Below are 12,484 nucleotides of genomic sequence, written 5' to 3' on the forward strand. Positions count from 1 at the left end.
TAAACGCACATCACTCGGTTAGATGAGTGTGGACACCAGAACGCCCCGGCCGGGGTTCGACGATCAGCCCGCGCTGAGCATGGTCAAAGTGGATTCCGATCCCGCCCAGGTGATCGTGAACCACGCCAGCTTCCGTGTGCGGCTCGCGCCGGCCCAACAGCCGAAGTTCGCCGCGAGCCCGCGTATCGCCGCCCTCGCCGGAGCCGGAGCGGCGGCCGGAGCGGCCGGTGCCGGGCGCCGTCGGCCCGTCGTATGGACCGGGAAGTCCGCGCCGGGCGCGACCGGCCTGCTCCAGGCGGTGCGCGAGTCGTCGGTGTCTTCGATGGCCCCGGGCGCCCTGGCCTCCTCGGTCTCCACCCTGGAGCCGTCGACCCAGACCATCCCCCGCGTCGACGACACGATGCCCACCCCCGTGGTGCCCGCCGCCCCGCTGCTGCCGCCGATGCGGCGCGCCGAGGGGGCGTACGACGAGGTCGGGTACGACGACCTGTACGCGATCGAGCCCGACGCCCATCACCCCGGCGCCGACCCCGACGCCCGGGGCCCGCACCGGCACGGCGCCGACGCGGTCCGGCACGCCTACTACCCGGGCCGCCGGATGAACCTCGGCGTGGTGCTGCTGCCGCTGCGGGTCTTCCTCGGCTTCATCTCCATCTACGCGGGCATGGGCAAGCTCTGCGACCCCGTCTACTTCGACGGCGGCGAGCGCGGCTCCATGGTCAAGTGGCTCAACTCGCTGCACCCATGGGCGCTCGCCGAGCCGCTGCGCGACTTCGCCCTCCAGCACCCGGTCGGCGCCGGGCTCACGGTCGCCTTCCTCCAGGTCGTCGTCGGCGTCCTGACCGTCCTGGGCCTGTGGCAGCGGGTCGCCGCGGTCGTCGGCGCGCTGCTGTCCGCGGCGCTGATCCTGACGGTCAGCTGGAAGACCGTCCCCGTCTACGACGCGCCCGACATCATCTTCCTGGCCGCCTGGTCGCCGCTGATCATCGCGGGCGCCCCGGTCTACTCGATCGATGGGCGCCTGGCCGGCGAGGCCTGGCGCACCCTCGGCCCGCGCTCCGGCCTCGGGGAGCTGCGCCGCCGGGTGCTGCGCCGCGGCACGGTCGTCGCCGCGGTCGTCGTCGGGCTCACGCTGCTGATCGGCTCGATGCTGGGCGGCGCCGTGCGGTCCACGCAGATGGTCACGGTCCCGGGTCCGAACGACGACCCGATCAACCACCTCCCCGGCGAGCCGCTCCCGAAGGAGCCGGGCGCCACCGGCCCGTCCCGCAAGCAGCCGAAGCCCGAGCCCTCGGCGACGACCGGGGCGAGCGGCGAGCGCGAGCGGGCCGAGAAGACGGCCGAGCCGTCCCGGACCCGGGAGCCCCGCCGCAGCGAGCGGACCACCCCGCCGGCCACGCAGGGCAGCAGCACCCGCACCCCGAGCCAGTCGCGCACGGCCGCCCCGCCGACCTCCACGGGCTCGGGCTCCGGCGGCTCCGGCGGCACGAGCGGCACGCCGAGCAGCGGCAGCGGCGGCAGCGGCTCCACGGACGGCGGCTCGTCCACGTCGGGCCCGCAGAACCCGATCGGCGGCCTGCTGGGCTGACGTACGCGCGAGAAGACGGCCAGGGCCCCGGGTGACGTGACGGATACCGACACGGTCACCCGGGGCCCTGTCGTGGCTCAGGCCCCGGTCCCCACTCGGCTCAGAGCTCTCAGAGGTCTCAGAGGTCGACGCCCGTGACCTCGAAGCTCTGGACCGACTGGCCGGGGAACCACGACCAGAACCGGCGCCCGTGCATGAAGGTGTCCTGGTGGTACCCGTACCGCTCCGTGCCGGTGGTGGCCGTGCACCAGCGCTCGACGAGGGCGCCGTCGGAGGACGCCGTGGTGAAGCGCGAGAGGTCGAAGTCGATCCACTGGTCGCCGCCGTGGTTCGCGGCGACGATCACCAGCTTGCGCGCGGCGCGGTCGTAGGCGGCCACGACGTCCGGGTGGCCGGACTCGATGATCCGCATGCCGGGCCGGATGTGCCGCGTGTACTGGGCCAGGACGTAGTACTTCGTGTTGACCAGGCCGAGCCGGCCGTCCACGAGCTCGATCGGCCCCCAGCCGCCGCCGTTGCTGTTGTCGACGACCTGCCAGTAGACCCAGGCCGTCGGGTGGAGCCAGCGCATGTCGTACCCGATGCTGCGGGCGATGGTCATGCCGCTCGCGTCGCCGTCGGTGTACTCCGACATCCAGATCCGCTTCCCGGCCGCCGCGGCCGCCGCGTACAGCAGGTCGCGGCGGGTGTCGGAGCGGTATCCGTGGACGTTGATCCGGCCGACGGCCTGCCGGGTGGCGGCGTCGAACTGGTTCCAGGTCGTCAGGGCGTAGTCGTACCCGTTCTCGTCCATGGCCGGGATCTCCATCCAGGCCAGGTCGCGGGCGTTCAGCTGGGTGCGGGTCTCCGCGATGAGCCGCGCCTGCTGCCCCGGCTCGAAGAAGCAGCCCTCCTGGCCGCGCCCCTCCTCGGGCGTCCACGGCAGGCAGGGCTCGTTCACCGGCTGTACGGAGCGGAAGTCGATGCCCCAGTGGTCGTGGGCGTACCGGGCGATGGTGGCCAGATAGGCCGCGTGGCGCCCGTAGTCGGCGTCCCGGAGGTTGCTGGTCCACTTGCCGTCGTGGCCGCGCGGGTCGTCGTTCCGCGTCATCCACCACATCGGCGAGTTGGAGAACAGCTCGAAGGTGTCGGCCCCGCGGTCCCTGGCCAGCCACATCATGTCGCGCTGGTGCGCGTCGGCGTACCAGTTCCAGCTGGGGGAGGAGGGGTCGGCGCTGTACCAGTCGAGCTGGTAGCCCTCGATCTGCTTGTACCCGTCGAGGCTCGGCGCCGGCTTCATGGTGCGGCCCTCGATGGCGTGGGTGCCCGAGGCGCCCGCGTTGTAGCGCACGATGTTCATGCCGAGCCCGGGCAGCGTCTGCCCGAGCAGCGGTGTCGTCCCCCGGCCGAACAGCGCGTCCGCGACCTTCTCGTCCGGCCCGACCGCCTTGGCCCACCAGCTCAGGGACGTCCCCCAGCCCTCCCAGGTGCCCCAGTCGGCGGTCGGGTCGACGACGGTCGCGAAGTCCGCCCGCGCGGTGCCCGCGCTCAGGCCGGTCAGCGCGGCCGCGCCCGGTATCGCCGCGAGTCCGCGCAGCACTTGGCGCCGGTCCATCCGTACCCCCCTGTGTCAGATGGGGTCCGGTCCGGACCCCGCCCGATTCTCACCGCCCGCTCCAAGATCGGCAACGACCGGCCCGAAGGGGGTACGGGCGGGGTTACGGGCGGGATACGGGCGGGGCACGGGGATCAGGCCTGCGCGGCCAGCTCCTTGGCGGCCTCGGTGAGGTCCTTGGCGGTGTCGATCGCCCGCCAGTAGGCCCCCTGGGGCAGCGGGAAGCCCGCCAGGCGCCGTTCGCGGGCCAGCCGGGGGAAGGTGGTGCGCTCGTGGTCCCCGAGGTCGGGGAGCAGGCCGGTGAAGGCGGCGGAGAAGACGTACACGCCCGCGTTGATGAGGTACGGGGACGGCGGCGACTCGATGAAGTCGGTGATGTGGCCGAAGGCGTCGGTCTCGACGGCGCCCCAGGGGATGCGGGGGCGGGCCAGGGCGAGGGTCGCGGTGGCGTCGCGCTCCTGGTGGAAGTCGGCCATCTCGCGGAGCGAGAAGCGGGTCCAGATGTCGCCGTTGGTGGCGTACCAGGGCTTGTCGGGGTCGGGCAGATGGGCGGCGGCGTACTTCAGGCCGCCGCCGCGGCCGAGCGGCTCCGACTCGACGACCGTCGTCACCTTGAGCGGCAGGACGGCGCTCTCCAGCCATTCCTGGAGCACCTCGGCCAGGTGTCCGCAGGAGACGACGACGTCCGTCACTCCCTCGGCGGCGAGCCAGGAGAGCTGATGGCCGATGATCGGGGTCCCGGTGCCCGGGATCTCGACCATCGGCTTGGGGCGGTCGTCGGTGTACGGGCGCAGCCGCGAGCCCTGGCCGCCCGCCAGGACCACCGCCTGCGTCGGGGAGGTATGCATACCGGGAACGATATGCGCACCGGCGAGGCCGGGCTCCACTCAGCTCGCGTGCATGACGCCGGTCGCGAAGGAGGTGTCGCAGACCGGGCGGGAGAAGGACTGGGCGCGCGTGGGGCCGTAGTGGCGGACGGCGGCGGCGCCGAGCGACTTGGCGATGGACATGCAGTGCTTGGCGAGCGACGGCCGGTTCTCCACCTCGCGCTGGAGGTGGGTGAGGGCCGTTCCGGGGTCCTTCTCCTGAAGCTCTGCGAGCAGCTGGTCGCGCAGAACATCCTGCGGGGCACGGGACTTGGCCGGGGTCGAGACGTCCGTGGACGAGGCCAGCAGCTCGGTCCCGGAGCTGTTGCCGGCCCACGGAACGGCGGACACCGCGAGCGTTCCTGAGAGCACCAGGACGACGGGCAGGACGAGGGCGAGAGAGCGGCCGATTCGGCGGGCAGTGTGCGTCACGCAGGCGAGCGTAGCGGCCGGTAGTGAAATGGCGACATTTAGTCACTCTCGCGGGGGATCGTTCGAAGTGTCTTTTCGAATCCCGTGTTGACGCGGGGCGGCGGCCGGGGTCCTGATCGCCCAGTTCTGCCGGGGTTTTCGCCGAGTCGCGTTTTCATGCCTCCTGTACGCGAACGGCCCCGCCCCCCGCAAGCGGGGAACGGGGCTGCTCTGCTGCTCTACTGCTCTACCGCTCTGCCGTCAGTCGGAGAGACGCTCACCGGTGGAGGTCGAGAAGACATGCAGCTCGGCGGAGCGGGGCACGACCTGGAGGGTGGAGCCCTTGGCGGGGACGTCACGGCCGCCGACGCGGACGACCAGGTCCTTGTCCTCGCCGCCGACGCGGGTGGAGCCGTAGACGAAGCCGTCGGAGCCGAGCTCCTCGACGACGTTCACGGTCACGGCGAGGCCGTCCTTGCTGGTCGCGCTCTGCACGTCGAAGTGCTCGGGGCGGACGCCGACGGTGACCGTGGTGTCGCCCTTGGCGGAGGCGGCGGCGATGGCGTCACGGGAGACCGGGACGACGCTGTTGCCGAACTTCACGCCGCCGTCGGCGATCGGGACCTCGATCAGGTTCATGGCGGGGGAGCCGATGAAGCCGGCGACGAAGAGGTTGGCGGGCTTGTCGTACATGTTGCGCGGGGTGTCGACCTGCTGGAGCAGACCGTCCTTGAGGACGGCGACGCGGTCGCCCATGGTGAGGGCCTCGGTCTGGTCGTGCGTCACGTACACGGTGGTGATGCCGAGGCGGCGCTGGAGGCTCGCGATCTGCGTACGGGTCGAGACGCGCAGCTTGGCGTCGAGGTTCGACAGCGGCTCGTCCATGAGGAAGACCTGCGGCTCACGCACGATGGCGCGACCCATGGCGACACGCTGGCGCTGACCGCCGGAGAGCGCCTTGGGCTTGCGGTCGAGGTACTCGGTGAGGTCGAGGATCTTCGCGGCCTCTTCGACCTTGGTGCGGATCTCGCTCTTGTTGACGCCGGCGATCTTGAGCGCGAAGCCCATGTTGTCGGCGACGGTCATGTGCGGGTAGAGCGCGTAGTTCTGGAACACCATGGCGATGTCCCGGTCCTTCGGCGGCAGGTGCGTGACGTCGCGGTCACCGATGCGGATGGCACCGGTGGTGACGTCCTCCAGACCGGCCAGCATGCGCAGCGAGGTCGACTTGCCACAGCCGGAGGGGCCGACGAGCACGAGGAACTCGCCGTCGGCGATCTCGATCTCCAGCTCGTTGACGGAGGGCTTTTCGGCGCCGGGGTAGACCAGGGTCGCCTTGTCGTAGGTGACGGAAGCCATGGTGATGTGTCCCTTCACCGGCAGGAACGTGCCGGACGATCCGTGTAAAGGAAGGATTGAGGTCTAGTCCACCTGGGTGAACCGCAAGTGACGCTACCTGGCGATCCCGGATCTGTCAGCAGCCCCACCCCGCTGAGATTCCCGACCAACCCCGGGCACCGGTTCGTTACACTGCACTGGCTGCCTCCTTAGCTCAGCTGGCCAGAGCACCGCTCTTGTAAAGCGGGGGTCGTCGGTTCGAACCCGACAGGGGGCTCGTGGGCGGAGGGCCGGCGCGGGGGATTCCCGGGGCCGGCCCTTTCGCATGTCGAGCCGGACCCCACGGCCGCGGGCAAGCTCGGCGAGACTTCACTGATGGTCGGGTCTCAGGACATCGCCCGTCGCGGGGACCAGCTTGCGTACGACGGCCCACAGGGTGCGGCCGCCGAGGCTCGCCGCCCGGCTGTCCGCCAGTGTGTTGGAGGGGCGGGCCGGTTCGGGGACGTATGTCGCCGAGCCCCGGTAGCGGGTGCGGATGGTTCGTTCCGCGGCTCGCGAGCAGCCCGACGGTTCGCCGTTCCGGGCGGACATGAAGGCCCTGGGCAAGCGGAGCGGCTGGGAGAGTCGGACCGACGCCAAGGTGCCGGCCATGGCTGAGATCGCCGCGAGGCTGGGGATTGGCGAGGGTGACTTGTGCGTCCGGACCGCTTACGAGTTCCTCGCCGACGGCAGGCCTGTGCAGCTCTCGACGAGCTGGGAGCCGTACGACCTCACCGCCGGCACCTTCATCGTTCTTCCCAAGGGTGTGCCACATGCCGGGGCCGGCGTCGTGAACAGGATGGCCGCGATCGCAGGCGACCGCCGAGGAGGCACCGCTGCTCGGGATCCAGAAGGCCGCTCTCGTCACGCACATCCGGCGACGTACTACAGCGACGAGGGCCGCCCAGTGGAGACGGCCGACATCGTCGTGCCCGCAGCACTGTGCGAGATCGTTTACGAGATCCCTGTCGGCCGGTAGTGGACCTGTACGAGGGGTGGGCGCTGGAATCTCTGGAACGTGCAGTCAGCGCTGTGATCTGGAGTGCACCGGTGGGTGTGCTGCTGGTAGGAACGCACATCGCGGTGGCGGTCGTTCGGTGGCGACGGAAGGCGATCGATGTCCTGGAGCGAGCCGAGCGGGAGAGCTGATCAAAGGAAGAAGAAGAGGGGGCGTGTCATGGCGATCTGCTTCGAGCTGGTCGTGAACTTCGGCGACGACATCGAGGCCGCGAGGGCGGCCGTTCTTGCGGATCCCCGGCCGAGGGTCCTGCGCGCAGGTGATCACCGCATCCCACTCCATCGGCCGCTGTTGGCGACCACCGGCTCGTGCGTCGAGGTTTCCGTCCTACCGGTGGCCGTCGGCTGGGGAGTCACCCTGGACGGCACGCTTCCCGCGATCCGGCTCACCGCAGCCGAGCTCACGGAGCTGGGGCACCAGCTGTACGAGCTGCTCGCCACGTTCGACGGGTACGTCACCGCACGCGTCGGATGGGACCCCGAGGCCCTGCTGGATCCCGTCGAGCTCAAGGCCGAGTGGTCGGCGGAACTGGCCGACGGCAGCCTCCATGGGCTCGTGCTCCGCGAGAGCCTCCATGGTGAGCTCGGCCTCGGTGACGAGTACGTCCCCTTCCGGCCCGGATACCGCTGGATGCCGTACCGGGGCGAGGAGCCGAGCAGCCTGACGGCTGACTAGCGCGGGCCGGATGAGGAAGGCGTGCCACGGCCGTGCCACATCCGTGCCAGATCGGGCGGGGAATGGCGGGGGCGAGGGGCGTTGGCGGGGTTCTCGCCCGCGCCTGGCGCCGTCTGCTGGAGCGCAGGTTGGCCCCGTCGTAGGTCTACCGCTTGTAAAGCGGGGGTCGTCGGTTCGAACCCGACAGGGGGTTTGTGGGCGGAGGGCCGGCGCGAGGGCTTCCCTGGGCCGGCCCTTTCGCGTGATCGGGGGCGGGCCGCCCGGCGCGCCAGAAGGCCCCGGATCGCTGTCACTCCGGACTCGGCGGCTCACCTCGCCGAGCTTTCCCGCGACGGTCGGACAGGGCGCGCGGGGACGTCGTAGCGGTTGGCGCCCCAGATGCGGCGAGGGTTCCGTCGGATCATCTCGTCGTCCACGGCGGTGCTCAGGATCGCCCGCAGGAGTGGGTACGCCCTGACCGCGGTCGGCTCGCCCACGCCCGCTTCGAGGAGGCCGGTCCGCTGTGCCCTTGCGCGGGGCGTGGTGATGGCGGCGGCGGTCCCGGTGCCGAATGTCGGCCTGATGCGGAGCCGAACCACGCCTTCGCCGAGCTCCCGGGTGGGGTCCTCAAGCGGCGCCCAACACCTAGGCCGGATGTGTCCCTTGGCGCTCAGCTGACTTCACGCCTGTACGGTCGGGGGAGCAGCAAAGCGTCGGCGGGTCGTCCTCAGCGCGACCCACCCGGACACCGTCACGATCCCGCCCAGGACCGGCCAGAGACCACCCGCGAGCATCCCGAAGGCCGTGGCCGCGACACCGAGCATGGCTACGGCCGCGGCGGCCGACTCGGCCCGCAGTTGCGGGGCCGAGCGCTTGCTTGCAGAGGCTTTGACGAGCTGACGCCGAATCAGGTGTTGCAGTCAATTCTCAGCTCCGCCTTTCGCCGGCGGGCGTATCCCTCCAGGTCTTGCTTGATGGCCATGACCTCCTCGACGTGGATGCGGATGGGCCCGCAGTGCAGGGCATCGCACGAGCGCGGGAAGCTGCCGTCGATGAGCGAGATGCCGCTGAGCACTACGCCTGCCACGTCATCAACCGCTGTGCACAGGACCGGGTGGAACGAGCAGTCCTCGTAGATGTCGCCCACCTGGATGCCGTTCGGATTGCCGGGGTCTGCCGTCTCGCTCATGGCGCCAACTTGCCACGACGCCTGTCGCCGTGGCTCCCGATTTCCTTGGGGGTCGCCGAGACTCGGTCAGTGATCAATCGCATGCCTCCGAGTTCGAAGGGCTTTGGACAGGCTGCGCGCGGTCGATGCAGGCAGGGCACTCTTGGCCATCGGCGGAGCCTGGCCGTCGGTTGGGTCCCATATCGCCATCGCCAGGAGCGCCCGGCTGCGTTCTGCCTCGCCGGTCCTGGGGTGGCTACTGCGACGGAGCTGCGCGCTAGGGTGCGGCTGGGAGGTGGCATGGCAGACAAGAGCGATTGGCGGAATCATCCGCATGGGCACCTACTGATCCTGGTGCCGCTGCTGGTTTTTCTGGTCATCGAAGACGACGTAATCATCCGCGGTGTCCTGGCCTGTTCACTCTTCTCGCTGGCCGTGCTCTATGGGCGCGAATGGGCAAAGCGCGGCGGCCGGAAGGCCACGGCTGACCGATCCGGCTAGAGCTACGGATCGGAAGGTGCGCACGCCGATGGCTTCACCGGCGGGGGGCGTCGGTTCGAAGCCCAGTTGGATGCCGTTCTGATTGCCGGGGCTCTGGGACTACCGCTCTTGTTGGAGCGGGGGCAGTCGGGCGGTGCGCCTAGCATGGCGGGCATGGCTGATGGGCGGAGTGGCGAGGGGCTCAGTGGCGACGAGTTCGCGCAGATGATTGATCTGTTGCGGCGGTACTGCGCTCACGACCTGGACCAGTTTCAGGCGCGCCGGACGGATACGCCGTACGGGCCCGTCTACATCTTCATGGGCCGGTCTCTTCCGCAGGGGTGGGAACCCTCCATGTTCTGGGAGTTCTGAGCAGCCGCGGTGCTTCTCCGCGCCCGGTCCGTGCTTCGGCCGCTTCCCTCTGCGCTCCTGGCCGTCGTCGACTGCGTGGCCAGCGTGGGGGGTTGCCCGCCATGGCAAGGCGATCATCGGCAGCTCGCGGTGTGCCAAGCATGAAGGGCCGTGCTCGCTCCCTCTACGTGCAGCCTAGGAGGCCGCTGAGGGTGACTCCCGCGCCGACTGTTCCGAAGAGGGCCAGGCCGGCGATCCACATTCGGTACGACCTGCCGCGGCCTAGGGGGCTCTGGCTGACGTGGAGCTTGTCGGCTCTGGTTTCGGCGGCTTCGTGGACGGGGTGCCATCCCTGGCGCTCTTCGAATGCTTGCAGCCAGATCGAGTCCGCCAGTTCGTGGCGGCGATGGCGGAGGAGCGAGTGGATGGTCAGCAAGGCCATGGCGATGGAGAGGAGTCCGACGGCCACCCGCGCCAAGCGTCCGGTTCCGGGTGCCAGGCCGATGGTCATCAGGAAGGCCTGGGCTGTGAGCGAGAGGGCGGGGATCTGCCACGTGAGGGTCTGGTAGGTGCAGCGTCTGGCTGCCACCACCTGGTAGACGACCAGGCGTTTCTTCTCGTGATGGTCGCACCACTGCCCCTCTCATCGGTCGCTCGCCGGGCTGGGCAACCTTGGCACGAGCTGTCTCATTTGGTGCGTATTGGCTTGATCGTTTTGTTCTGGTGGGGGTGGGTGGCACAGTCCTGCGGACGGTCGCGTTCCGGTGGCCGTGTTGAGGAGGGGTGTCAGGTGGGTGTGGGGATTTTTTTGGTTGTGTTCGGGGTCTGTGCCGCGGGGTGGGGGGCCAGGTTCCTCTTCAATCTGCGGGGGGCCGCGGACAAGGTCGCGGCTCGGCGTAATGCCGTGCGGGCGGTGACCGCCGCTCGGGTCATGGATCTGGGGCTCACCGAGCCCTCGCGCTTCGGGCCTTGGTTCTTTCGGCTCGTGGGGGGCATCGTGCTGCCCTGTGGGCTGTTCCTCGGGGTCATCGGGCTTGCGTTGACCTTCGCGGAGTGAGTCGGCCGGGTCGCCGGGAGTGGTGAACAGACGGGAGCGGCACGGTAGTTGGGGGGTCTGCTTGGGGTGGTCGTGGGTGATTGACGGGGTTGTGTTCTTCGCGCCATGATCCGTTGGCCGAAAGGGGGGGCGTGGCCGGTGAGTCGGTGAGCCGGTCGCCGATCGGTGCATGGGTGGGGTGGGAGGGGGACGGTGTACGACGGGACGGCGGGTGCGTCGTGGGTTGTGCGGCGGGTCGCCGATGCGTACGTCGACGGGCTCTCCCGGCTCGATCCCGACACCGCCGCCTTCCTCGGCGTCCCGGCCGGGCGCGGCGACATGCCCGACCTGTCGCCGGACGGGCGTGCCGCGCTCGACGGGCTGGCCCGCGCGACCCTGCGGGAGCTCGACCGGGCCGAGCGGGCCTCCGGCAGCCTGAGCGACGTGGAGCGCCGGTGCGGGCGGCTGCTGCGTGAGCGGCTCGAAGCGGGGCTGGCCCTCAGTGACGGCGACGAGTACTTGCGCGAGGTCGTCAACGTCTACGGCCTCCGGCAGCGCGTCCAGGGTGTCTTTCAGATGATGCCGACCGGCGGGGCGGACGACTGGGCCGCCGTCGCCGCACGCATGGCCCGCGTCCCCGACACGCTCTCGGGCTTCCGCGAATCCCTGCGGAAGGGCCGCTTCGTCGCCGCCCCCGCGCAGGTCCGCGTCATCGCCGACCAGCTCGACGCCTGGGTCCGCGACCGCGGCGGACGCGGCTGGTACGCGGGGTTCTGCGCCGCAGCCGACGTCCCGGCGCCGCTGCGCTCCGCCCTCGACGCCGCCACGGCCCGGGCCACCGCCGCGACCGCCGCCCTGCGGGACTGGCTCCGCACCGGCTACCTCCCCGAGGCCGAGCACCGGCCGGACGGCGTGGGCGCCGACCGCTACCGCCTCTGGGCCCGCTTCTGGAACGGCGCCGACCTCGACCTGCGCGCGACCTACGCCTGGGGCTGGGCCGAGTACCGCAGGATCCGCGACGAGATGCGTGCCGAGGCCGAGCGGGTACGTCCCGGGGCCGGCGTCCGCGAGGCGATGCGGCACCTCGACGCGCACGGCGAGGCCGAGGAGGGCGCGGAGGCGATCCGGCGGCGGCTCCAGGGCTGGATGGACCAGGCCCTCGCCGACCTCGACGGCACCCACTTCGAACTGGCCCCGCCGCTCCGCGTGGTCGAGGCCGCCCTCGCCCCGGCCGGCAGCGGCTCCGCCGCCTACTACACCGCGCCCAGCGTCGACTTCTCCCGCCCCGGCCGGACCTGGCTGCCGACCCAGGGGCGCACCCGCTTCCCGCTGTGGAGCCTGCGCAGCGTCTGGTACCACGAGGGCGTGCCCGGCCATCACCTCCAGCTCGCCCAGTGGCGGCATCTCGCCGACCGGCTCTCGACGTACCAGACCACCGTCGGCGGCGTCGACGCCTGTACCGAGGGCTGGGCCATGTACGCGGAGCGGCTGATGGACGAGTCGGGCTACCTGCCCACCGCGGGCGACCGGCTCGGCTTCCTCGACTGGCAGATGCTGCGCGCGATCCGGGTCGTCGTCGACATCGGCGCGCACCTCGCCCTTGAGATCCCCGCGGACGCCCCGGTCGGCGCGGGGCTGACCTGGACCCCCGCGCTGGCCAGGGAGTTCCTCGCCCTGCACAGCGGGCAGCCGCCCGGGTTCGTGGACAGCGAGATCGGGCGCTATCTGGGCCTGCCCGGTCAGGCCATCTCGTACAAGCTGGGCGAACGTGCCTGGCTGGACGGCCGGGCCGCGGCCGAGGCCGCCCACGCGCGGCGCGGCGAGCGGTTCGACCTGAAGTCCTGGCACATGTCCGCCCTCTCGCTGGGTCCCCTGGGCCTCCGGGACCTCCAGGAGGAACTGGCCGTTCTCTGAGGGAGTTCAGAGGGAGTTCAGAGGGAG

The 12,484-nt window shown here is 70.9% G+C and carries 13 protein-coding genes, 1 tRNA gene and 1 pseudogene; 7 read left to right on the forward strand and 8 right to left on the reverse strand.

Features of this window, described 5'->3' with window-relative positions; genetic code table 11:
- Positions 1-22: 22 nt before the first annotated feature.
- Positions 23-1,588 (forward strand): DoxX family membrane protein, encoded by a 1,566-nt coding sequence (locus ABTZ54_RS03240; RefSeq protein ID WP_351656662.1) that lies wholly within the window; start codon positions 23-25, stop codon positions 1,586-1,588.
- Between the two features lie 118 nt (positions 1,589-1,706).
- Here the strand turns inward: ABTZ54_RS03240 and ABTZ54_RS03245 are convergent, their stop codons facing one another.
- From ABTZ54_RS03245 to ABTZ54_RS03260, 4 genes are all read right to left on the reverse strand, one after another.
- Positions 1,707-3,182, reverse strand: coding sequence for a glycoside hydrolase (locus ABTZ54_RS03245; RefSeq protein WP_351656664.1), 1,476 nt, complete (start codon positions 3,180-3,182; stop codon positions 1,707-1,709).
- A 134-nt stretch (positions 3,183-3,316) separates the two neighbouring features.
- Positions 3,317-4,030, reverse strand: coding sequence for a nucleotidyltransferase family protein (locus ABTZ54_RS03250; protein ID WP_351656666.1), 714 nt, complete (start codon positions 4,028-4,030; stop codon positions 3,317-3,319).
- 39 nt (positions 4,031-4,069) lie between these two features.
- Entirely contained in the window at positions 4,070-4,480 is a 411-nt protein-coding gene (locus ABTZ54_RS03255) for a hypothetical protein (RefSeq protein WP_351656667.1), read from the reverse strand.
- A 240-nt stretch (positions 4,481-4,720) separates the two neighbouring features.
- A complete protein-coding gene (locus tag ABTZ54_RS03260) occupies positions 4,721-5,818 on the reverse strand; it encodes an ABC transporter ATP-binding protein (protein ID WP_351656669.1) in 1,098 nt (365 codons plus the stop codon).
- A gap of 182 nt (positions 5,819-6,000) precedes the next feature.
- On the opposite strand from ABTZ54_RS03260, the gene ABTZ54_RS03265 reads away from it, so the two are divergent.
- Positions 6,001-6,074, forward strand: a tRNA-Thr gene (locus ABTZ54_RS03265).
- Between the two features lie 92 nt (positions 6,075-6,166).
- On the opposite strand, the gene ABTZ54_RS03270 is transcribed toward ABTZ54_RS03265, so the two are convergent.
- Positions 6,167-6,388 (reverse strand): hypothetical protein, encoded by a 222-nt coding sequence (locus tag ABTZ54_RS03270; protein ID WP_351656671.1) that lies wholly within the window; start codon positions 6,386-6,388, stop codon positions 6,167-6,169.
- On the opposite strand from ABTZ54_RS03270, the gene ABTZ54_RS03275 reads away from it, so the two are divergent.
- Positions 6,387-6,815, forward strand: coding sequence for a UTRA domain-containing protein (locus tag ABTZ54_RS03275; protein WP_351656673.1), 429 nt, complete (start codon positions 6,387-6,389; stop codon positions 6,813-6,815). The genes ABTZ54_RS03270 and ABTZ54_RS03275 overlap by 2 nt on opposite strands.
- 198 nt (positions 6,816-7,013) lie before the next feature.
- Entirely contained in the window at positions 7,014-7,529 is a 516-nt protein-coding gene (locus ABTZ54_RS03280; RefSeq protein WP_351656675.1) for a hypothetical protein, read from the forward strand.
- Positions 7,530-7,867: 338 nt separating this feature from the next.
- Here ABTZ54_RS03280 and ABTZ54_RS35670 read toward each other — a convergent pair.
- Positions 7,868-8,140: pseudogene (locus ABTZ54_RS35670) on the reverse strand (site-specific integrase); the annotation flags it as partial.
- A gap of 275 nt (positions 8,141-8,415) precedes the next feature.
- Complete coding sequence (locus ABTZ54_RS03285; protein ID WP_351656677.1) at positions 8,416-8,697, reverse strand: hypothetical protein; 282 nt, start codon at positions 8,695-8,697, stop codon at positions 8,416-8,418.
- A gap of 279 nt (positions 8,698-8,976) precedes the next feature.
- On the opposite strand from ABTZ54_RS03285, the gene ABTZ54_RS03290 reads away from it, so the two are divergent.
- Positions 8,977-9,177 carry a hypothetical protein gene (locus ABTZ54_RS03290; protein WP_351656679.1) on the forward strand — a complete coding sequence of 67 codons (201 nt, stop codon included), beginning with the start codon at positions 8,977-8,979 and terminating at the stop codon, positions 9,175-9,177.
- 153 nt (positions 9,178-9,330) lie between these two features.
- Entirely contained in the window at positions 9,331-9,528 is a 198-nt protein-coding gene (locus ABTZ54_RS03295; protein WP_351656681.1) for a hypothetical protein, read from the forward strand.
- A gap of 163 nt (positions 9,529-9,691) precedes the next feature.
- On the opposite strand, the gene ABTZ54_RS03300 is transcribed toward ABTZ54_RS03295, so the two are convergent.
- Positions 9,692-10,096, reverse strand: a complete 405-nt coding sequence (locus ABTZ54_RS03300) for a hypothetical protein (protein WP_351656683.1) — start codon at positions 10,094-10,096, stop codon at positions 9,692-9,694.
- 660 nt (positions 10,097-10,756) lie between these two features.
- Here ABTZ54_RS03300 and ABTZ54_RS03305 point away from each other — a divergent pair.
- Positions 10,757-12,457: a DUF885 domain-containing protein gene (locus ABTZ54_RS03305; protein WP_351656685.1), complete on the forward strand. Its 1,701-nt coding sequence runs from the start codon at positions 10,757-10,759 to the stop codon at positions 12,455-12,457.
- The last annotated feature ends 27 nt before the right edge of the window (positions 12,458-12,484 follow it).

Origin of the sequence: Streptomyces sp. NPDC094032, from assembly GCF_040303965.1 — a bacterium.
Taxonomy (GTDB): Bacteria; Actinomycetota; Actinomycetes; order Streptomycetales; family Streptomycetaceae; genus Streptomyces.

Bases quoted from the DNA above. Each gene is read 5' to 3' on its own strand.
- ABTZ54_RS03240 (WP_351656662.1), top strand. From the start codon at position 23: ATGAGTGTGGACACCAGAACGCCCCGGCCGGGGTTCGACGATCAGCCC.
- ABTZ54_RS03245 (WP_351656664.1), bottom strand. From the start codon at position 3,182: ATGGACCGGCGCCAAGTGCTGCGCGGACTCGCGGCGATACCGGGCGCG.
- ABTZ54_RS03250 (WP_351656666.1), bottom strand. From the start codon at position 4,030: ATGCATACCTCCCCGACGCAGGCGGTGGTCCTGGCGGGCGGCCAGGGC.
- ABTZ54_RS03260 (WP_351656669.1), bottom strand. From the start codon at position 5,818: ATGGCTTCCGTCACCTACGACAAGGCGACCCTGGTCTACCCCGGCGCC.
- ABTZ54_RS03275 (WP_351656673.1), top strand. From the start codon at position 6,387: ATGAAGGCCCTGGGCAAGCGGAGCGGCTGGGAGAGTCGGACCGACGCC.
- ABTZ54_RS03270 (WP_351656671.1), bottom strand. From the start codon at position 6,388: ATGTCCGCCCGGAACGGCGAACCGTCGGGCTGCTCGCGAGCCGCGGAA.
- ABTZ54_RS03280 (WP_351656675.1), top strand. From the start codon at position 7,014: ATGGCGATCTGCTTCGAGCTGGTCGTGAACTTCGGCGACGACATCGAG.
- ABTZ54_RS03285 (WP_351656677.1), bottom strand. From the start codon at position 8,697: ATGAGCGAGACGGCAGACCCCGGCAATCCGAACGGCATCCAGGTGGGC.
- ABTZ54_RS03290 (WP_351656679.1), top strand. From the start codon at position 8,977: ATGGCAGACAAGAGCGATTGGCGGAATCATCCGCATGGGCACCTACTG.
- ABTZ54_RS03295 (WP_351656681.1), top strand. From the start codon at position 9,331: ATGGCTGATGGGCGGAGTGGCGAGGGGCTCAGTGGCGACGAGTTCGCG.